Source organism: Fodinibius sp. Rm-B-1B1-1, assembly GCF_038594945.1.
Taxonomy (GTDB): domain Bacteria; phylum Bacteroidota; class Rhodothermia; order Balneolales; family Balneolaceae; genus Fodinibius; species Fodinibius alkaliphilus.
In genome coordinates, this window is the sequence record NZ_JBCFYD010000002.1 from 1,242,480 (window position 1) to 1,264,297 (window position 21,818).

General features: G+C 40.8%; 17 protein-coding genes. 7 read left to right on the forward strand and 10 right to left on the reverse strand.

Features of this window, described 5'->3' with window-relative positions:
- Positions 1 to 13: 13 nt before the first annotated feature.
- Positions 14 to 409, reverse strand: a complete 396-nt coding sequence (locus AAFH98_RS12760) for a response regulator (protein WP_342523107.1) — start codon at positions 407 to 409, stop codon at positions 14 to 16.
- A gap of 253 nt (positions 410 to 662) precedes the next feature.
- Here AAFH98_RS12760 and AAFH98_RS12765 point away from each other — a divergent pair, with 253 nt between their 5' ends.
- The 3 genes from AAFH98_RS12765 (at position 663) to AAFH98_RS12775 (ending at position 4,085) form a co-directional block, all read left to right on the forward strand.
- Positions 663 to 1,055, forward strand: coding sequence for a response regulator (locus AAFH98_RS12765; RefSeq protein WP_342523108.1), 393 nt, complete (start codon positions 663 to 665; stop codon positions 1,053 to 1,055).
- A 111-nt stretch (positions 1,056 to 1,166) separates the two neighbouring features.
- On the forward strand, positions 1,167 to 2,768 hold the full coding sequence (locus AAFH98_RS12770) for a DUF5343 domain-containing protein (protein WP_342523109.1): 1,602 nt from the start codon (positions 1,167 to 1,169) through the stop codon (positions 2,766 to 2,768).
- Between the two features lie 144 nt (positions 2,769 to 2,912).
- The gene (locus AAFH98_RS12775) at positions 2,913 to 4,085 is read left to right on the forward strand and encodes an aminotransferase class V-fold PLP-dependent enzyme (RefSeq protein WP_342523110.1); all 1,173 of its coding nucleotides are present in this window, start codon (positions 2,913 to 2,915) and stop codon (positions 4,083 to 4,085) included.
- 6 nt (positions 4,086 to 4,091) lie between these two features.
- On the opposite strand, the gene AAFH98_RS12780 is transcribed toward AAFH98_RS12775, so the two are convergent.
- The 5 genes from AAFH98_RS12780 to AAFH98_RS12800 form a co-directional block, all read right to left on the reverse strand.
- Entirely contained in the window at positions 4,092 to 5,876 is a 1,785-nt protein-coding gene (locus AAFH98_RS12780) for an ABC transporter ATP-binding protein (RefSeq protein WP_342523111.1), read from the reverse strand.
- 12 nt (positions 5,877 to 5,888) lie between these two features.
- Positions 5,889 to 7,166, reverse strand: coding sequence for a ribonuclease Z (gene rnz / locus AAFH98_RS12785; protein WP_342523112.1), 1,278 nt, complete (start codon positions 7,164 to 7,166; stop codon positions 5,889 to 5,891).
- Positions 7,167 to 7,247: 81 nt separating this feature from the next.
- Positions 7,248 to 9,050, reverse strand: a complete 1,803-nt coding sequence (locus AAFH98_RS12790) for an ABC transporter ATP-binding protein (protein ID WP_342523113.1) — start codon at positions 9,048 to 9,050, stop codon at positions 7,248 to 7,250.
- Positions 9,051 to 9,086: 36 nt separating this feature from the next.
- On the reverse strand, positions 9,087 to 10,121 hold the full coding sequence (locus AAFH98_RS12795) for an NAD(P)/FAD-dependent oxidoreductase (protein WP_342523114.1): 1,035 nt from the start codon (positions 10,119 to 10,121) through the stop codon (positions 9,087 to 9,089).
- An 88-nt stretch (positions 10,122 to 10,209) separates the two neighbouring features.
- Positions 10,210 to 11,571 carry an acyclic terpene utilization AtuA family protein gene (locus tag AAFH98_RS12800; RefSeq protein WP_342523115.1) on the reverse strand — a complete coding sequence of 454 codons (1,362 nt, stop codon included), beginning with the start codon at positions 11,569 to 11,571 and terminating at the stop codon, positions 10,210 to 10,212.
- Between the two features lie 180 nt (positions 11,572 to 11,751).
- Between AAFH98_RS12800 and trkA the strand changes: the two genes are divergently transcribed.
- Together trkA and AAFH98_RS12810 are read left to right on the forward strand one after the other, a co-directional pair.
- Positions 11,752 to 13,101, forward strand: coding sequence for a Trk system potassium transporter TrkA (gene trkA / locus AAFH98_RS12805; protein WP_342523116.1), 1,350 nt, complete (start codon positions 11,752 to 11,754; stop codon positions 13,099 to 13,101).
- Positions 13,101 to 14,615, forward strand: coding sequence for a TrkH family potassium uptake protein (locus tag AAFH98_RS12810; protein ID WP_342523117.1), 1,515 nt, complete (start codon positions 13,101 to 13,103; stop codon positions 14,613 to 14,615). The genes trkA and AAFH98_RS12810 overlap by 1 nt, the downstream gene beginning before the upstream one ends.
- A 99-nt stretch (positions 14,616 to 14,714) precedes the next feature.
- On the opposite strand, the gene AAFH98_RS12815 is transcribed toward AAFH98_RS12810, so the two are convergent.
- The 3 genes from AAFH98_RS12815 to AAFH98_RS12825 all read right to left on the reverse strand — a co-directional run bounded on the left by AAFH98_RS12815 (position 14,715) and on the right by AAFH98_RS12825 (position 19,266).
- A complete protein-coding gene (locus tag AAFH98_RS12815; RefSeq protein ID WP_342523118.1) occupies positions 14,715 to 17,216 on the reverse strand; it encodes an efflux RND transporter permease subunit in 2,502 nt (833 codons plus the stop codon).
- 72 nt (positions 17,217 to 17,288) lie between these two features.
- Positions 17,289 to 18,035, reverse strand: a complete 747-nt coding sequence (locus AAFH98_RS12820) for a DUF3047 domain-containing protein (protein WP_342523119.1) — start codon at positions 18,033 to 18,035, stop codon at positions 17,289 to 17,291.
- A gap of 91 nt (positions 18,036 to 18,126) precedes the next feature.
- Positions 18,127 to 19,266, reverse strand: coding sequence for a glycosyltransferase family 4 protein (locus tag AAFH98_RS12825; RefSeq protein ID WP_342523120.1), 1,140 nt, complete (start codon positions 19,264 to 19,266; stop codon positions 18,127 to 18,129).
- Between the two features lie 86 nt (positions 19,267 to 19,352).
- On the opposite strand from AAFH98_RS12825, the gene AAFH98_RS12830 reads away from it, so the two are divergent.
- Positions 19,353 to 19,835 carry a hypothetical protein gene (locus AAFH98_RS12830; RefSeq protein ID WP_342523121.1) on the forward strand — a complete coding sequence of 161 codons (483 nt, stop codon included), beginning with the start codon at positions 19,353 to 19,355 and terminating at the stop codon, positions 19,833 to 19,835.
- A gap of 2 nt (positions 19,836 to 19,837) precedes the next feature.
- Entirely contained in the window at positions 19,838 to 20,740 is a 903-nt protein-coding gene (locus AAFH98_RS12835) for a hypothetical protein (RefSeq protein WP_342523122.1), read from the forward strand.
- Between the two features lie 36 nt (positions 20,741 to 20,776).
- On the opposite strand, the gene AAFH98_RS12840 is transcribed toward AAFH98_RS12835, so the two are convergent.
- Positions 20,777 to 21,670 carry a hypothetical protein gene (locus AAFH98_RS12840; RefSeq protein WP_342523123.1) on the reverse strand — a complete coding sequence of 298 codons (894 nt, stop codon included), beginning with the start codon at positions 21,668 to 21,670 and terminating at the stop codon, positions 20,777 to 20,779.
- Between the last annotated feature and the right edge of the window lie 148 nt (positions 21,671 to 21,818).

Below are 21,818 nucleotides of genomic sequence, written 5' to 3' on the forward strand. Positions count from 1 at the left end.
ACTGTGAATGTTCTTATGCGCTTCTTACTTGCCTGTTTAACAAGCTATGGATTGTATTTTTTAAGAAATGATGCTTGAATGGTTTTTGGATAAAACCGGCCGCACCTACCCTTCGTACTTTTTCCTGAATGGTGGAAGGGGGTTTAGACGAAACCAAAAGACAGGGAACTTGTTTAAGATCCCCCCTACTCTTAATCTTTTGAACTAATTCAAATCCATTCAGCATAGGCATATCAATATCAGAGATAATTAAATCTGGGTCCTCATCAGTTAATCTATTTAACAATTTTTGTGCTGTTACAAATGCCTTTACCTGATATCCTTCATTTCGCAATACCTTTTTCAATAATACTAACTGTACTTCAGAATCATCGACGATAAATATTTTTGGAGGATATTCCCGCTTCATTTTAAAAGAGGATAATACTTTTTATAGGGGTTTTGGATATGTTTTCAATCCTTTACAAAATACGACTTTTGTCCCTACTGATCGCTTAAGTTTTGTTAATTAAGTGTTTTTTAATGCGGCGAAATTGCTCACTCAATCTGTAAAAACCCACTGAAAAAATCTTAAAAATAAAATCAGGGAAATTGTATAATTAATACTAATTTTACATACTCATGTGAGGCATTATATCCCATTTGCAGAAATTCAATTTATTATGGAAACGGACCAAACTTCAAAAAAAGTATTAATTGTTGAGGATGATAATATTCAGCAGATTATCCTTGAACGATTTATCAACCAAATGGGACACACGGTTATTGGATCCAGCTCAAAGGGAGCCCAGGCTATCGAGTCTGCCCTACGCATTGGGGCGGTCGATATTATTCTCATGGATATTAATCTTGCCGATGAAATTGATGGTATAGAAGCTGCTAAAGAGATTAAGAAACACCGCAATGTCAAATTAGTGTATATCACCTCTTCGGATGATCCAAACCACCTCCAACGGGCCAATCAAACTAATTACGTTGATTATTTAAAAAAGCCTCTGTCAAAGGAAAATCTCGAGAGTGCTTTTCTTAAAGCTTTCCCTACAACCGCCTCGTAACATTTATTACAAAATTCTAACCCCTATTCCCCATTATTAGGGGTTTTTAATTAGTGGTTTAGCTGCGAATTTTCGAAAATAGAATTTCACGGCTAACAAACTATTCATGTTATGAAAGTATCAGAGGCTTTTTTAGTAAATACAAAAAATTTCGAGTCCATCGTTGAAACGCTGGCAAATTATCATGCTGAGGATATTACTATCAACAGCGATTTGTTAGAACGCTTGTCTTATTCTGACCCAAATGATCTGCTGGTTATTCGGATTCTTAAAGACTTTTCTATTATTGACAATGATGGCAAACCGTCCAAATATTTCGAGGAATTTCAACATCCCGAAACAACAAAAGTGGCTTTAGCCAAGGGACTTTTAAATGCCTATGAAGGTATTTTTGCCCAGCATCCCAATATCCACCAACGGTCACTTAAAGAAATTAAGGAAGTTTTTGATGCTCACTTCAAGGGCAATAAAACTGATCTTATTATCAAGTACATTTCTGGAACTTTCGAAAAAATTGTTTCCTTCGTAGGCCCTTCCACAATTGACAAGGTGCTTACTACAAATGCTGATGAGGAGTACAAATCAGAAACGGTTATGGCCGAAAACTCTCAACTTACCTCAAATGGTTCAAAAAACGATTCGGTAGAGAAAGACAATACGTTTATATCTCCCGAGGAAATCAGTGATAACAATATTGATGATTTTCTTAATTACTTTGAGGAATCTGACTCTGATGAACAGGAGAACTCAAAAATAGAAGATGAGGAGTCCCAAACCACTGATAATTCCTCCATACAGGAATTTGCGAATAGTAGTGAAGACTCTCCTCTTAATATGACCAAGAATGGTAAAGATGAAATAACGCAACAAAATGATACCGAAACAACGTCTGACCAACATAACGAGAATTCTGAGGAGGATAATATCTTTGATTTTGAAGATGATGAACAATTACCAACCGATAATAAATCAGCTTCAACATCAGCTGACGATGAAAACAATACCGACATTGATCCCACTGATTTAGAAGTACCCATGTCTGAGGCTACCAAACCAACCAGTTCTATGCCAAATCTATCTAAAGAACACCAATTTGTACAAAAGGCATTAATTCGAAAGTCTGATCTTCTTCATAAAATGAAGCGCTGGGAAGAGCTTATACCCACGCTTGAAGATATCATCAACCGATATGATAACAAGCAAACCGACTTTAAGGAGGCTGTTGAACGCGCTATCATCCGTCGGGCTATTGCACTACTGAAACTCGGCAAAAATGACGAAGCTCTTTCAGCTTTAACGACGGTGATCAATCGTTTTAAAGACTCCGAGAATACTGAATTTTATGAGCAGGCATCACGAGCTATGCTTTATAAAGTCAATATCCTGGAAAATAAAAACGCTTCATCTGATGAATTGCTTCCATTATACAATACGGTGATCGACAGAATGGATACCAGTTCTGATAAGATGCTGCAAGAAAAACTTAACCTTATTCATTGCAAACGATTTGACTTGCTCATCAATGAGAAAGAAGATGCTATTGTGTTGGATGCCAGCAAAAAACTTATCAAGCGTTTTAAAGACTCCGAAAATCATCAAGATTACCTGCAAAAAGCCATGATTATCAGAGCCGAAACACTTGATAATATGGGCGAAGACGAAGCTGCTTTACAGGCCTATGATGAGTTTTTAAACAGGTTCGGAAATCTGTAATCCTATTTTTTGCTTCAAGCGCACTAAAGGCGATGTGTTAACCCACATCGCCTTTTTTTATTTGCATCCATTTTAGATATCCTAAGCCTCATATATCTTCTCAGTGCATGGATATCATTTACTCAAATTCTTTTTCTTTGATTTATGGATATAGATAAGCTTCGTAAAGAGACCCCCGGCACCAAAAATGTACTTCACTTTAACAATGCCGGAGCTTCATTAATGCCAAGATCTGTTTCTGATGCCGTAATTAATTATCAGCGAGAGGAATCCCTATGGGGCGGCTATGAAACGGCTAATAAATATCGCCAGTCAATTAATGAAACCTATGATGTTATTGCCAATTTCATTAATGCTAAACCTACCGAAATAGCTCTTATTGAAAATGCTACGGTAGCCTGGAATATGGCTTTTTGGGCAATCGATTTTTGTGAAGGCGACCGCATTTTGACCTCAAAGGCAGAATATGCCAGCAACTATATCTCTTATCTAAAACTCAAAAAAGAAGTGAGCGTTAAGGTTGAAGTCATCCCCAGTGATAACGCTGGACAAACCTCAGTAGAAGCGCTCGAACAATTAATGGATGATCGGGTAAAATTAATCAGCATAACACATATTCCTACCAACAGTGGGTTGGTCAATCCCATTGAAGAGATTGGGGAAATTGCCCATAGTTACAGTTGTTTATATTTGGTAGATGCCTGCCAATCAGTAGGCCAATATCCCATCAACGTACAGAAAATTGGCTGCGATATGCTTTCAGCTACGGGACGCAAATACCTTCGCGGACCACGCGGTACCGGCTTTTTATATGTAAATAAAGATGTTTTAGCTGACCTTACCCCTCCTTTTGTTGATCTGCATGCAGCTGAGTGGACTTCATCAGGCGACTATAAAATCAGAAATGATGCCCGGCGATTTGAAAATTGGGAAATGAATTATGCAGGAATATTGGGATTGAAAGAAGCGGTATCATATGCTAATACTATCGGCATTACATCCATCTGGAACCGAATTGTGGGGCTTGCTGAGGAGCTTCGAACAAAACTTATTGAATTGCCTAACGTCACGGTTCAAGACATCGGTAAAACCAAAGGGGGACTTGTTACCTTCACCGTTGATGGGCATTCAACTAATGAAATCCAAAAAGAGCTGCACAAAAAAGGAATTAATATAAGCACATCATCAATCAAAAGTACGCGCCTGGATATGGAAGAACGTAATCTTACCGAAGTTGTAAGAGCTTCTATCCACTATTATAACACAAGGCAAGAAATTGAGCAGTTCATTATTACGCTATCAACCATACTTGATTGATAGATACTATTCCTCTTTAACAGCGGGTAGTAATTCATCTTTATATTGCAGCTCATAAAGCTTGCGATAGATACCATCTTCTCTATCAACAAGCTGCTTATGTGTACCCCGCTCTCTGATTTCCCCCTTATGCATTACCATAATTTTATCGGCTCCCTGAATGGTTGAGAGACGATGAGCAATCACAAGAGATGTACGCCCCTTCATCAACTTCTCAAACGCTTTATTTACAGTTTCTTCAGTTTCGGAATCCACGCTCGAAGTCGCCTCATCCAAGATAAGAATATTGGGATCGTAGACCATCGCTCGAATAAAACAAATTAACTGGCGCTGTCCCATCGAAATGGACTTCCCGCGTTCGCTAAGCTCGTAATTAAATCCATTGGGTAGCTTTTTGATAAAGGTATCAGCCCCAATTTCACGCGCCGTTTCTTTTACTTCTTTTTTAGAAATATCCGGGTTGCCCAGTGTTATGTTTTCCATAATCGTACCCGAAAACAGAGCATTATCCTGCAGAACCAGAGCAAAGTTAGAACGCAATTCTTTTAGCGTTAAATCTCTAATATCTGTTCCATCAAGTTTGATCGCCCCTTCATTGATATCATAATATCTCAGAAGTAAATTAATGATGGTTGATTTCCCCGCCCCTGTAGCACCAACAAACGCAATAGTTTCACCAGGCTCTGCTCTAAATGAGACATCTTTCAGTACGGTTTCTTCTTTATTATACCCAAACCAAACATTCTCAAACTCAACATAACCTTTCACCTCATCGATGTGTTCTGGTTCATCAGGATCATCAACTTTATTTTCGGTATCGAGCACATTGAAAATACGTTCCGAGGATGCCAACGCCGACTGGAGGGTATTGAACTTCTCTGATAATCCCTGAATCGGCCGAAAGAAATCCCGTACATACTGTACAAAAGCCAACAGAATACCAAAAGTCACCTCCCCCATAAGGGCACGTCCCCCTCCATACCAAATCACCAGTGCCATCGCTAAACTGGCAATAATTTCAACAAGTGGCCAAAATATGGCGAAGTAAAAAATAGTTTCGATATATGCATCGCGATGAGCGGCATTAATATTCTTAAACTTATCTCGCTCCCGCTCTTCTTTGTTAAACAGTTGCACAATCGACATACCGTTGATGTGCTCTTGTACAAAAGAGTTTAAGCGAGCTATTTGATCACGGACGTTTAAAAAAGAAACCCGAACCTTAGCTTTAAATACAAAAGTAGCATAAAAAAGGATAGGCAGAACCGAGATCGCCACCAGCGAGAGTTCCCAGCTCATACTGAACATAAAATACAGTATAAAGAAGATACGGAACATATCTCCAATAATATTAACCACACCATCGCTAAGCAGATCACTCAGTGCTTCAATATCACTGGTTGTTCGGGTGATAAGTCGACCGATGGGATTTTTATCAAAAAACTGCACGTGTAATGACTGTATCTTCTCAAATACAGCATTCCGCAGATTAAAAAGCGTCCCTTGCCCAAACCACCTCGTCAGGTATGTATTGGCTACGAGTAATAAAAACTCACCAACCAGTGCTCCAACAAGTAGCAAAATAATCCAAAGCAGACCCTGGAAGTCCTTATTACGGATATACTCATCAACGGCAATTTGAGTTAATTTTGGACGTACCGTCCCCATGAAGGCCGCACTTAGAGTAAGTACAATGCCCAGTACTACATACCAACGATAGGGTCGAATAAATTGATAAAGCCGCCGGAGAAGATCCGAATCGACGGCTTTATCAGTTGTTGAATTGCTCACACTATAAGAAGTTTAGAAGCGGTCGAAATCATCGAACGGCGTACGCGGTGTAATTTGCTTTGGTTGAGGCTGATCGCCACCATTACCACCGTTATTGCCGTTGTTCTTTTTATTATTGTTGTTATTCTTGTCATTGCTATTTCGCCGTTTGCGCTTTTTGCGCGAACCACTGCTACTACTGCTTTTACTGTATTTCTTTCGGGATTTTTTACCCTTTCCTGAATAGTTCTTACGCTTACGGAATCGCTTCTTCTTTTTCCGGCCACGCTTTTTCTTTCCAGAGGAAGAATCTCCTCCACCATTCTTATCGCTATTGTTATTTTGGTTAATCTCTTTGAGATAAACCTTGGGCTGAATAATCCCTTTCTCATGCGCCGGATCCGTAAAGATTGGCCGCAGCTCGGTAGCAACCCACGTCGGGAAGAAATCATCACGAGCTTCGCGCAATAGAACATATTCGTTCGTGTAACGAGCCGAGAAGTGTGTAATGACAAGCAGCTTGGTTTTTGCCTCATTAGCAACCCGTGCTGCATCTTTAGCTGTTGAGTGTCCTGTTTCTTCGGCTTTTTCCGAAAGGCTTTCACTAAACGTAGATTCGTGAAACAGCACATTTGTATTCATCGCCAACTTCACAGAATTAGGGCAATATTTGGTATCCGTTATATAAGCAAAGCTATCACCGGGTCGCGGATGCCCAACAATATCTGCTGATTTAACGACGGTTCCGTCATCCAATTCAACATCATTGCCGGCTTTAAGCTCTTTGTATTGCCAATCTTCGCTAATACCTTGTTCTTGAGCCTTTTCAGCATCAACCTTTCCGGGCTTATCTTTCTCTTGGAAACGATACCCAACACAAAACTTCGTATGATTTAGCGGACGTGCTTCAACATAAAATTCATCCTCGTCAACAACACGTTTTTCTTCAAAACCTTCCTCAACTTCCACAAAATTGATGGGATAGCTAAGATCGATATTTGCAAACTCAAAATTCCATTCTACATACTCTTGTATCCCTTCCGGACCTACAATTGTAAGCTCTCGGTCTCTTCGCTGCAGTTGCAGGGTCGATAATAAACCAACAAGTCCCGAATAGTGATCTGTATCAAAATGTGAAATAAAGATACAGTCGATTTGGGATCGTTTTAATCCTCCCTGCAGCATTCTCATTTGTGCGTTTTCACCACAGTCAAATAGATATACGCTACCTTCTCTCCATACAGCTACTGATGAAAGATGACGTGTAGCCGTTGGTGTAGCAGATCCAACACCTAATGGTACAATAATCATTGTGATACCTCTTTGTATTTTTAGATTAGATTGCGGTCAAACAATCAATCTTTGTTTATATTTATTTTCTATTTCTGTTCGTCAGATTTCAGCCAACTCTTCTTCGATGAGTTGCTTGTTATACATTACTGAATAACGGCCTTCTTTGTCGAGTAACTCTTCATGAGTCCCCTGTTCTACAACTGTGCCATCTTCCAGATAGTATATAATATCTGCATCTTTGATTGTAGAGATACGATGGCTAATCATTAAGGTTGTCCTTCCTTTTAATTCTTTTCTGAGATGTTTTAGAATGGCCTCTTCAGTTTTTGTATCTACTGCACTTAACGAATCATCGAGTATTATAATTTTAGGATCCCGAATCAAGGCCCTTGCGATTGCGGTTCTTTGTTTTTGTCCGCCCGACAAGGTAATGCCTCGTTCTCCTAAGATGGTCTCGAATTTTTTATCAAATTCCAAAATATTGTCACGAACCTGCGCTTTCTCAGCTGCCTTCTCCACATCTTCTTGCGATGCATCATGTGTTCCAAAGGCTATATTTTCTCCAATCGTATCAGAAAACAAGAACGTGTCCTGAGGAACCAATCCAATACTTTCTCGTAATACTTGTAACGGGATGGATTCGATCTTTTTATTATCAATTAAAATTTCTCCTTCTGTTACATCAAACAATCGTGGTATCAATTCTATCAACGTTGTTTTACCGCTTCCCGTTCGACCTACAATAGCTGCGTTCTGCCCGGCTTCCACTTTCAGGTTTACCTCTTTCAATGCATACTCTTCGGCGTCAGGATACTTGAAGGATACGTTTTTAAATTCTATTGATCCTTTAATTTCATCTATTTCCTGATCAGTATGACCTTTGTCCTCAATCTCAACGTCTTCGGTAAGCACTTGATCAATTCGTTTCCATGAGGCCATTGACTGTTGAAATCGATTAACGGTATATCCCAAAGAAGCCACCGGCCACGTTAAGTATGCTACATACACAATAAATTCTAAGATATTTCCAACCGTAAGCTGACCCTCAATAACCAGCTGCCCTGCCTTCCAAACAACAATTACCACCGATAACCCAATCAATAAGTTTAGTGTGGGATGAAAGAGTGACTCAACCAAATCAAGTCGTAACTTTTTCTGCCGGTACGACTCGCTTTCATCCTCAAAACGTTGCCTCTCATATGCTTCACGGTTGTATGCCTTAATCAATCGGATGCTTGAAAAAGACTCTTTAGCACGTCCTGCAATGGTAGAATATTGTTCCTGTATTATTCTCGAATAATCATTGATATACCCACTTACCCAGTAGGCAAATGCAGAAAGAAACGGAAGTGGCAACAATGCCCACATCGTTAACTCAGGACTCACAATGATCATCATCGTGATGATAAAACCCATCCGCGTAAGCGTATTGATCGTGTACATATAGGCCGGACCAAAATACTCACGCACCTTAGAGACATCTTCGGTAGCACGAACATATACTTCCCCAGAATTGTAATTGCTATAAAATCGCTGTGGTAATTTTAAAAGCTTATTGAAGATGTCATTACGAAGATCAAACTCGATTTTACGGGAGGCTACAATCAATGTCTGCCGTGTGGCAAATAGTAACAATCCAGATAACAATACGGCTCCTACCAGTAAAAGAGCATTCTTGGCCAATATCCAGCTCGCACTACTGCTAAAAAGCACTTCTACAATGGAATCAAAAGTCTCGGGCGATTCCTCGATATCAACTTGCGATACCTCATCCACAGTCCGACGCAGATATACCGGTATCCAAATCAAAAAGAAATTTGAAGCGGTAAGAAAAAGAGAACCGAGGATGATGGTTCCCTTATATTTTTTAAAGTATTGATTGAGCTTTTGCAGTGAGCCCACAGATTGTTCTTTTTTCTATCTGACTCTCTCAGATTATTATACAGTTACTTCGCTATATTTTTTAATCCAATATTCGGCCAGGTTATATCCTGATACAAAAGCGTTTTCCAGAGAAGAACCGCCTAAGTAGTCACCAATTAACGCAAGTGGAGCGTCTTCCATTTCAAGCTCCATAAAATATTCATCAATAGAATTTTGAGCATTAAAATACTTCCAGTTTTCCACATAGGTGGATTTTGGACGATGTGCCCAGCCTCCAATAATTTCAGAAGCTTCTTCAAGAAGTAATTCCTGAATCTCTTTTTCGCTTTTTTGTGCGTGCTTTCGGTAAAAGTCAGGGGTTGATTGAATTACAAGAGCAGCGGTATCAGTATTTTGCTTCGAAGATTCATTGCTGATCCACCGAATTGAACTATGTTCACATTCAATACCCCTCCACGAAGGCACACCTTGATTTTCATACGTTGCCGCAAGTGAAAAGCATCCATCATATCGCACCTCATCAATATGGCGAATAATTTTACGAGTCTGCGTTCTATTTTGTGCCGTTTGTATAACGCCATACGCATCAACCGCAGATGTGGCAATAATAACGGCATCACATTCAAATACAGTAACATCCGTTAAATTGATCATCCAAGAACGTTTTCTCGTGCGATCAGGTCCAATATAGGTTAAGCCACCGGCTTTTTCCTCTGATTTGATATCCACCCAACGACTCATGCTTTCTGCCATATCCTGAAGTCCCGCAGTACCACAATAATATTGACGGGCATCTGAATTAGGATCTACATCATAAAGCTCAGCCCCATCAAAAAGACTAAATTCCTTTGTCCATTTCTGTATTGCTCCCTTAGATTCCATATCACTTACAAAAGAACCAAAGGTATTCGTTTCAACATCGAAATGAGTGAGCCCTACATCCAGTGTTAAGTCATCCAACGCTACCGTTTTTAGGCGTCCGCCCAACGACCGATTTTTTTCAATAATTGTTACATCATGTCCTGCTTCTGCCAGTCGTTTTCCGGCAATTAATCCCGAAATACTTGCACCAATAATTCCAATAACCATTACTCAAATACTATTTTTCTATTGATTTTTCAGAACTGTAAAATCCGAAATATTACAGCAAATTTCTAAGTTAATACCAAAAAAATTGTTAATAGATACGAACACGTGGTGATACGGCTTCTTTATCCAAGAGTGCAGGCCAATAAGCCACAATTCCACTGGCCTTGGGTCTTCCCCCTGCAAAACCCGTAACACCACTGGGACCAGTTAAGATAAGCGGAGCCATTTCTTTGCCAAAACGATTTAGATCCTCCTTGCTATCACCCGAAAGAGAAACTCTTATCTGAACTTCTTCCTGCTCTTGTGCCAAAAGAGTATCCGTGACAGGCTGCTCGCTGCATCCATTTACTCCCACATACTCAACTCTAAAATCATCATATGCTAATCCCAATGCGTCGGCCCTGCCCTTCAAAATTTCACCGGCTTTTTTAGCCTTCTTCAATGCTCCAGGCCACGAATACACCAGCGTTGATGAAAGTTTATATCCATCATTATAACTGGCCGAGATTTTATAAGTATCCGTTTCGGGCCGCCCCGTAATACCCGATACTTTTACGCGATTGGAACCGGCATCTTGTAATTGAATGGAGGTAAAATCAGCAATACAATCTGGAGTAATATATTCTGTGGGATCCCCGATTTCGTAAAGGAGCTGCTCTTTAACCGTCTGCTGACTTATTAGTCCCCCAGTATCTTCATGCTTGGTCACATAAAAACTACCATCAGGCTGTGCCTCAATAATAGGAAATCCGATATCTACAAAACCGTCCACCTTTTCCCAATCCGTAAAATTTCCGCCCGATACCTGGGCCCCACATTCAATAATATGGCCGGCTATGGTGCCCGCCGACATCTTATCATAATCCTCAAACGACCAATCAAATTCGTGAATCATTGGAGCTAACGTCAATCCAGTATCAGTAACACGACCAGTAACTACGATATCAGCACCCTTGTTAAGTGCTTCTACAATCGGCCGCGAGCCAAAATAGACATTGGCACTAAGCAGTTGATCCTTCACAGACGTAATTGGTTCACCCGATTCCATATTGTTTAACTGATGACCTTCCTCAATAAGGGAATCAAGATCATCCAAAATGTTATCCCCATCAACAACCGCCACTTTTATATCTTTATAGCCCTGCTCATCAATAGCTTCCAGAATTTTCTCTTTACAAGCTTCAGGATTCACGCCCCCCGCATTCGAAATCACTTTAATACCTCGTTCAGCAATATCAGGCAAAATCTCACTAACAACGTCCACAAAATCGCGTGCGTATCCATAATCAGGATTGCGCAACTTCTGCTTTTGCATAATCGACATGGTAACTTCGGCAAGATAATCCATCACCAAATAGTCGATAGGTCCTTTGCGTACCTGATTAATGGGCGCGTTGGGCAAGTCCCCCCAAAAGCCTTGTCCTGATGCAATCCTGATTGAATCTTTCACGATATCTTCGGTTTGGTTAATTATATGTTTTATGAGGCGAAGATAAGACTTGCTTATACACTATAAAAGGGAAGACTTAATTTCTTCATTCCCTCTAAGTTCCTTGAGTTACTATTTATTATTGCGATTTTCTTTTCACTTTATGACCTTAAGCGTACTTTTTAATGAGCAGGGCACAATGTGAAAATTGTTATAATTGGAGCTGGCGAAATTGGATACGATTTGGCCAGCGTACTTTCAAAGGAAAAACACGACGTCATTGTTCTCGATCGCGATGAGGATTGCTTAAACAAAGTTACCGAGAACCTTGATGTGCTTACCCACCAAGGTAATGCTACATCAGCCAAAGATCTTGTCGATACCGGTGTTAAAGACGCCGATATCCTGATCGCTGTTACCAGCATTGATGAAGTAAATATGATTGCATCGATGATGAGTAAGCGGCTGGGTGCTGATATGGTTATTGCCCGTATTCGAAGTGACGAGCTTTCGCGTCCCAATGCCCCACTTAAGCCTACCGATTTAGGTATTGATGTCTTAATTCACCCGGAATTAAGTGCTGCCCAAGAAATTGTTCGACTCATTAAACGAGCTTCTGCGAATGATCTGGTTACCCTTGCAGATGGAAAGATGCAGATGATTGGGCTGCGCATTGGCAAGCAATCCCCACTGGTAGGGAAATCCATTATTGAATATGCCCAGGAAAATCCCGATCTAACATTTCGGGTCGTCGCAATTTCTCGGAAAGGAATGACGATTATTCCACGGGGAAAAGTAAATATTCAGGCGCTTGATCAAATTTTTATTCTTGCTAAAACCGAATGCATCCCTGAGGTCGTAAAAACAACCGGCAAGCCCGATATCGAGATTAATAGAGTTATGATTGCCGGCGGGACCCCTATTGGAGCCATGATTGCACGTATTCTTTGCGGGGATGAAAAGAAATGGAATATCAAACTTATTGAACCTGATTTCGATACGGCCCAAGAACTTGCCAAAGAACTTAAAGATGTACTTGTGCTCAATGGCAATCCAACCGATCCCGATTTGTTAGCAACCGAAGGTATCACTGATACTGATGCTTTTATTTCGGTAACCGACGATGAGGAATCCAACATTATATCCTGCCTGATGGCTAAACATCTTGAGGTCAAAAAAACTGTAGCCCTCGTATCCAAGTCCGATTATATCCCTCTGAGTCAAACAATCGGTCTTGATGCCGCTATCAATAAAAAGGCGGCAGCTTCTAACGAAATACACCGCCATGTTTGGGGCGGACGCGTTATATCAGTGGCAGCCCTACAAGGGATTAAAGCCGAAGTTATTGAGCTGCAAGCTGCAGAAAATGCAAAAGTCACTAAAAAATCGATCCGCAAGATAAACTTCCCCGATGAGTGTGTAATTGGCGGGATTATGCGCAACGGCTCTTCAACCATTGCAACCGGGGAATCTACTATCCAGGCCAACGACCGTGTCATCATCTTTTGTAAACCCGAAGCAATCGACAAGATAACTTCATTATTCAAATAATGGCCAAAACGTATCTCGACAATATTGGCAGAGGACAATTCAATATTTCAACTGTTTTCGGGATTCTTGGCGCTTTTATATTTTTTCTGGGATTTGCACTCCTCCTGCCCATGATTATTGCATTCGTCTATGACGAAGAAATTTGGCACACTTTTCTGTATTCCGCTGCTATTGCTTTTACCTTTGGGGGAATACTTTACTACGTATTTCGTCCGGATGGAGAATTACGTATTCGGGATGGATTTTTAATTGTAAGCCTAACGTGGCTCATTCTTTCACTGGTTGGGGCTCTGCCCTTTGTTATTTCCGGATACTTGCCCAGCTATACCGACGCCGTTTTCGAAACCATGAGTGGACTTACAACCACGGGAGCTACCATACTGGGCGGTACCACCAGCTGGGGATACGCTAATCCCCAAATTGAAGCCCTCCCACAAAGTCTTCTCTTTTGGCGATCTCTTTCGCACTGGCTGGGGGGCATGGGAATTATTGTGCTCTCACTGGCCATCCTCCCATTACTTGGTGTTGGAGGCATGCAACTCTTCCAAGCCGAATCCCCTGGACCTACAACAGATAAACTTACTCCCCGAGTACAAGAAACAGCCAAACTACTCTGGGGCGTTTATGTAGCCTTTACCGGAGTGGAATTTCTATTGCTGTGGCTCCACCCTTCTATGGATTGGTTTGAGGCTATCAACCATGCCTTTGCTACCTTAGCCACTGGCGGTTTCTCTACAAAAAATGGAAGCATTGCTGCCTTCGACTCTGCCTATATTGATACGGTTATAACCGTATTTATGTTTTTGGCTGGCATCAACTTTGCCATGCACTTCAGGCTCATCAGAGGCAATTTTGATTCCTTCTTCAACAATCGAGAAACGCGATTTTATACGCTCATCACGGCCATCTCTATCTTGGCAGTAAGTGGTTCTCTCTGGCTTTTTGATGGATATGGCATTGGCGGTGCCCTACAATACGGATCTTTTCAGGTTGTTTCTATTGTTACAACTACTGGGTTTGGTACTGCAGACTATGAACTTTGGCACTCTTTTGGGGCTTTCTTTCTATTTCTTCTTTTCTTTACCGGGGGCTGTGCCGGTTCCACGGGCGGTGGCGTAAAAATGATTCGGTGGATGATTATCATTCGAAACTCATTCCGAGAAATCAAACAGATTGTCCATCCCAAAGCAATTTTACCTATCCGCATTGGAGACAAAACCATCGACTACAATATACAACGCACCGTACTTAGCTTTTTTGTACTCTATTTAATTCTATTTGGTATCGGTGCACTCATTATGGCGACTATGGGATACGATATACAATCGGCTATAGGGGCAAGTATTGCATGTCTGGGCAATATTGGTCCGGGATGGGGTGAATTCGGTCCCACAGATAATTATGCACAAATACCATTAATAGGCAAATGGGTACTCATTCTGATGATGATGATTGGCCGGCTCGAAATCTTCACCGTACTACTACTTTTCTCCCCTACTTTCTGGAAGCAGTAATGAATCTTAGAAGTTAGATATCGGAAGCTGGATATAACCATTATTGACCAACCGATTTACTATGTATTCTTCATCCAGAAAAAAAGAATACAATGTATTCTAAAACCGAATCCAATCGGTATCTTCGAGCCATTGAATGAGGGCCGGCAAAAAGGTAAGTGCTGCTACCAAGGTCATCCCAATTCCAATTACCGCCATACTACCAAGCGATTGCAAGCCAGGATGGTTCGTAAACAATAAGCCAGAAAATCCGAGCATGGTTGTTAGCGAACCGATCGTAATATGCTGGCCGGTGCTCGATAGTACATCCCACATGCTGTTTTTGCCTTCTTCTCTATAGCGACTGGCCAGATGGACGCCATTATCTTCTCCAATCCCCAAGATGGCTGGTAATACTACTAAGTTATAAAAATTGAACATCATCCCAGTGAGCATCATAATACCGAACAGCAACAGTAGCCCCACCAATAACGGCAGCATTGCTATAATTGCCCAGCGGAATGATCGGAAGGCTACCAACATCAGGATAAATACCATAAGAAACGTCGCTCCCACCATATAGGGACTTTCTTGGCGCATAAGCTCCAGCATTTCGGCTGCAATAATTGAAGTACTGGCGGCATAGAATACTTCACCACTGTCCAACTCAACTCTCCCTATGTCATTCTTGAAAGCAATTGATTTTTCGCCATCCGATAATCCTACGCTTGGATATACAATAACAAAATTGCCAATATCACCCTCTTGTGTCACAAATTGACTTTTAAAATAATCAGGCACCTGATTGATATTAAGCTGCTCCGTCGTTTGGGCTGCTCTCCGCAACTTATCCAATTGTTCATCATCCTGATCAACTAAAAAAGGATCACCAAGCAGTTCGCGGACTTCTGCAATTTCTTGAAGCTTGTTGGTAACCGCGGTATCCGAAGGTGGGAAACGTTCTGGCAATGCCTCAACATCCAAAATAGTGGGACTGGTTGTATCAGTCCGCATCTTATGACGCAGCTTCTCTAAAATTGCAATCACCTGCTCTTGATTATCGGCCAAAATATAAGCGGGATTGCGCTTATCAGAGCTGGCAACTTGATTTTCGAGCTCGTTAAATTCAGCATATTCCGGGAATTCGGGCTCCAAGTCTCCAAAATCATACTGAAAGTTTAAGTGCTGATGATTCAATGCCACGCCGACAGATATCAATAATCCCATGACCACAATGGAACGCGCAAAAGGAAAGCGGTGAAACAAGTTTTCTGACGCCCTACTTTTTGTCTCACTTGCATTGAAGAGTATCCAATTCATCCGCTCGAAAACAACTAACAGCGATGGGATGATAAAGAGCATGCACAATAATGCCAGGATAATGCCTGAGCCCGCGATGAATCCAAATTCTGAGAACCCTCGAAATTGAGCAATTACCAATACGAAAAGTGAAAATGCGGTCGTTAACCCACTTACCAAAATTGCCGAACCGGTGTTATCGTATGTTTGGTACAGCGAATCCAAGATAGATTTTCCATCGGCTCTAAACTCAATATAGCGGGCATAATAGTGGATGCCGTAGTCAATCCCCATTCCAAAAAGGATCACAAATAATACCGATGTCATGGTATTTAATGTGCCAAGGACAAAGTATGTGATGCCAAAGGTCCAGGCCAAGCTTATGATCAGTGGTATGCCAATGACAAGTAAAGGTACAGGTAGCCGTAACAGATGCTCCCAAAAGCTATGCTCTTTCCCCTCTTCGCTACCCCGACGGTAGTTAATGTATTTTTTGAACGAAAAGTAGATCATCACCAACAGTAATACGCTCGAAATCCCCGAGGCAAAACTGCTAAACACATCATTCATAATGGAATCAATCTCTGAGAGGTGTCGCTTTAGGCGCCCCCCGTATTCAACCTCCATTTCAGCATTATACTGCTGGGGATTCATCGCGGTTAACAGTGAGTCGTAGGAGGCAAAGGTGCGACGCAGATAACTTAAATCACTTTTAGAACCGGTGGGATATAGCTTGAATACTGCAACAGTGCTGTCTGCACTTACGGGATATTCAGAAGGGATAAGTGCATCATAACTTTCCTCAAACTCCTGTATATCTGTCGATTCGTCTTCCTCTTCCTCATCAAAATCAACCAGAAAAGGATTGGCTTCTTCTTTGGCTTTTTGGATCTCATCACGGAGATACGATTTTATATCATCCAACTCGTTGGCCGTCGCAAAATAGAGGGCGTTATCTTCTAAAAAGTCGGTTTCTTTACGAAATTGGGCCCGCTTGAAAAAATAATCATCAGATTTATGGTCATAGAGTTTAAGGCTCTCCCGAATCAAATCATCAATAAAACGCTTGTTATCTGCAAAACTGGGAGACTTTACCGCAACCTCCATAGCCGTTTCTCCTCCCACAGTATCCTGCAATTTTTCAAGCACTAATACGTGTGGATTTTTTTCGGGCAGCAAATTAGCCAGATCGGTATCTATTTTTAGCTGCAAAGCATAGCTTCCCAAGAAAATGGCTGAAGCAATAGCAATGGCTAATACCCAAAAGGGGTAAGTGGCATTCAGTTTTATAAGCGGACGAAAGAAATGGAGAATCTTTTCCATTAAAATGAGAACATTATTTTTTGATAGGCCGTGAAGTTAACCATTTTATGAAACTATCTATAAAGAATCGTTTTACTTTTTGGGCTTAAGCATGATATCATCATAGTCTGCCTTTACGTGACTATTCGTACTGTTACCATCACTAAGAATTAGAATCGCCAACGGATGTTTAGGTGGGTCATCCCCAAACCGATTGCGATAATCTTCAACCAGATTACGCTCGAATGTAACCCACTCTCCTTTCTTTTCTTCACCAGATTCTACTACGATAATTTGTTGATTCCCAAAAAGTTTAGAACCTGTCTCCCCTTTAGGCAGGGTACTGCTCCAAGAATACCGAATTGACTTAGGCACCTCCTTAACCAGAGCCACGCGTCCCATATCAAAAACAACATAAATACTGGCTACTGAATCATTTAAATCGCTCGACTTTTCATCGCCCCCCTCTGGCAACTGGTGAGCTCGCACCTTCCACGACAAAATGGGCGTTTCATATAAGTTAATGTCATAAATATTGTTTTTATTTCCATCTATCAAGGGAAAGCCCATATGCTTGGCACGGGTCCCTTCATAGCGAAGAAATTTATTTCCACCCTCTTCTTGCACTTTATATTTATAGGTTCTCTGTTCTTCTATGCTATGTTTATAGAGAGGTTTATTGCCATCTCGATCATACCAATCTCCGGGCAAATCACCCACCCAATTATCTTCAAAATCTTCCAGTAGAATTGTGCCATTCTCTAACTTTTTGACCTCAGGCTGTCCGAAACTTAATGAAGAAGTAAAAATAGTGAGGAAACTCAGTAATAGGATTCTCAAACAAATAGTTTTCACAATGAAGAATAATTATTAGTAATTAAGTTTTGTAACCGTCTTATGATGTAATTTAAACTCTGATAACATCAAGATATTATTTCAACTCATCTAAAATGTGTTGGGCTGAAGTATCCCAATTAATTTCTGATAAAATTCGTTTCCGGCCAGCTTTGCCCATTCGGCAAGCCAGTTGGGGATTGGTAATGAGCTTCAAAATCGCTTCTTTTAATTGTTCTATGCTATTTTCATCTATCAACAGTCCTGTTTTACCGTCAACGATAGCATCCGGGATGCCGCCCGTCTTGCTCCCAATTACAGGAGTTTGGCAGGAATTAGCTTCCAAAAATACAATTCCAAACCCTTCAACATCGGGAGGATCGTTTTTTGCAGGCATCACAAATACATCAGCTAAACTATAATAATCGGGTAACTCCTCTTCCGGGATACGTCCTATAAATTTTACATATTCCTGCAAACCTAACCTATCCCGTAGCTCTTTAAGACGATTGGCATCAGGACCACTGCCGCCGACAAGATAAATTACATTTGGCTCGTCATATATTACCTCTTTTAATGCCCGAAGTACCGAATCCATCCCTTTGCGGGGCACCAATCGACAAAGTGAAAGGATAACTTTCTTGTTTTCTATTCCTAATTGCTCTGCCAGTATCTTGGCATCCTTTGGGGAAAAGAATTGGGGATCAGTCCCATTGCTGACTACATGAATTTTATCTTTCGGAACGCCCTCATCTTTAAGAAGATCTGCGGTATAGCGGCTCACCGGGAAAAAGCCATCCACTTGTCCAAACAACTTTTTTCTAAATTCATGCAAGCTTTTAGAAATCCCTCCCCCTTGGCCTGAAAAAGGCTCAATGAGCAGCTCTCTGGCATGAGCCGCTACAAAAATTTTTTGGGGATACCCGATAAGCTTCCTTGTTATCACCGAACCAATGAGGGTTTGCCACTGGGCATGCAATACCGTATCAAAAGCGACATTTCCCATCACGTTAAGCAGTCCAAAGGGAGTCGCCAGTGGCAGCAAGCTATCCTTGACGGGAAACCTAAAAACCTTAAAGGGCATACTTATATCTCTTGCTGGTGCTTTGGGATGCGTAGGAGCAATTACGGCAAACTTTTCAACATTTCTTTGGAAACGCTTCGCTAACTCAAAAGAATAAGTTTCAATTCCTCCTGTTTTTGGTGGAAAGTCTTGAGTTACAAGCAGTAAATTCATTGGAATTAATTTGCCGTAGTTTGTTTTTTTGATATGGCAAAAGTACATATATTTAACCTGAAATTTTAACTATCCAAGAGTTTATTTTGAAGAGAGAAAGCCCACTCAAGAAATCTGTTAAAGTAACGCTTGTCACATTAGTCATTTACGGCTTGCTTGTTGCCACCCATCTCGGGGAATTTTGGCCGTTTAGCATTTACCCGATGTTTTCCAAAGCTGGAAACCCATGGAAGAGAGCTATTGTCCAGGATATTACCCACACTCATGTCGATTCGCTATGGAAAACAACCGATAAAAGTGGCTTGCCAGGCCAAACCGTTGCCCTTAACCCCCTGAATGTCAACACCAATGATATAGCTAACTATTTATCTAAAACTGAGGTATGGACTCAAAAAAAACAATCAGGAGTACGTAAACTATTGAAAAAAAGATTGGATAATAGTACGCTGTTGGTTTATCAAGCACGAGGCTCATTAACCGAGAATGATAAACCTAAAGTTGAATTTATTCCTTACCTATACTTTACGGCTGATACCACACTTTTGAATAATAATCTAAGAGTTAAGTAGACGTGAATTTTTGGAATAACTTATTTAAAACCGATAAAAAACCCACCAAAGGTGAAGCTCTTTTTTTTAAAATATTTGAGCTTTTTGTTATCGTTTTTGTACTGAAATATGCATGGCAATGGGGTCCTTATATTCAACAGATTGGCGAAGTCGTCCTACCCTTGGGTATTGCCCAATATGTTGACGTATCTTTTATGTTTGAACATAATATCTCATTAGTCAATGCTGCATTGATTTCTGTTTTTGCAATCTTGGGCTTTGTCAGGATCTTTCCAAAGTATTCTTACTTGATCGCCCTGGCTTTTTTTCACCTGCACTATGTATCTCGTTTTTCGCTGGGAGAAATATCGCACGGCTCCAATTTTATTGGGATGAGCTTGTTTGCATTGGGTCTCGGACTATTTTTCTTTGGAAATAATCCTGTTCAGTACCGGCGCTTCACCATGGGGTTTATCTTTTTCTTCTTTGGATTGGGATATACCTCCGCTGCAATAAGCAAACTTATTGGAACAGGACTAACATGGCCTTCTGGCAAACATCTCTGGCTCTGGATTGCTGAACGAAGTGTTGATGTGGCTTCCGCAAAGGGACAGTTTATCCCCAATATTGTCCAGGAGTGGGTCTTGGACTATCGATTTTTAGGCACCTTGTCTCTTGTATTCGGGCTTCTTGCCGAGTTCTTTGGCTTTCTTTTGTGGTTCGATAAAACGCGGCCTTATATAGCTACTGCACTTATCATGATGCACTTTGGGGTATATTTAACGATGAGCATTATGTTTGATGTATACATTTATGAACTGCTCATTATAGGGTATCCCTGGGCCAAACTTATCGATCGTTACCTGAACTTTGAAAGCAATCCGCTTTTAAGAAAAACATATCAATGGAGTATTAGGATATCCTAACCCCGGCGTCTTATTTTTGTATCGTCTTGGGAACGATTAGGAATCTTTTCCCGCTTGGTCATCGGCATTCTTTTTAATTAACCGTCCACGGAATGCCAGAAATGAGTATAGGCCAAGATTCATTAGTTTGGTTAATACATTACTTGCCAGTAAAATGCCTGCTATACCAGCCCCTGATACATTCAGGAACTTTGATATTTCTAAGCTGGCACCAATAAATAACAGATCTCGACTTGGGAGAAAGGGAATACGGGTAGAAATTATTTTAATCCCCATGTACGTGAACCAGATGTATAATGGTACTTCCGGCATTACAACCATCCATTGAATAATTTCTACGCTGTAGACAAAAAGTAAGCGAGCCAGATGGATCCCAAATATTTTCGATGCCATTTCCATGGGCATCGTGATTATATAATGCCTGAAATAAATCAGCGAGGCCAATATCAAAACAACCACTGCCGCACCATAATAGAAGTATTGGCGATCTATATCGATCAGCTGTTGTAAGTTTAACTGGCTGACATATAAAAAAATAGATAGTAAGACAGCTGCCACCAAAGTGGATGTAATTGACGAGATAATGTTATTATCTTTGATGACTCCAAAGATATAACCCGAGGATTCTTCAAGATTTTTTTTGGCCCAAACAAAAAAGTAAGCCTCCCCAGAATACCCCAATACATCAGCATTATATATTTTCTTTTGTATAAAGACCGGGAGTCCCTTCTTAAAAGAAAAATTAAGGGAAGTACCATAAATGAATTGTTCTGACACCGGTAATGCAAAATACAAGAACAAAAATAAGATATAGAACCACGGAGTAACCGGCAGGGACTCCCAAACACGCTGCCATCCAATTTCAGTAAGCTGATAAATTAGATAGGATATAATTCCGGCTACAAAGCTGTACTGTATAACCTTTGACAACTTTTGGCCAAAACTTGTACGCCAGAAAGCAATCCACCTATTCTTTACCCGATCTAAATTAATGACAATCCTCTTATAAACTTTTAAAGGTTTACTTTAGTTCGTAGGCCATCGCTTTATATTCTAAAAAGAAGACTTCCTTATATTT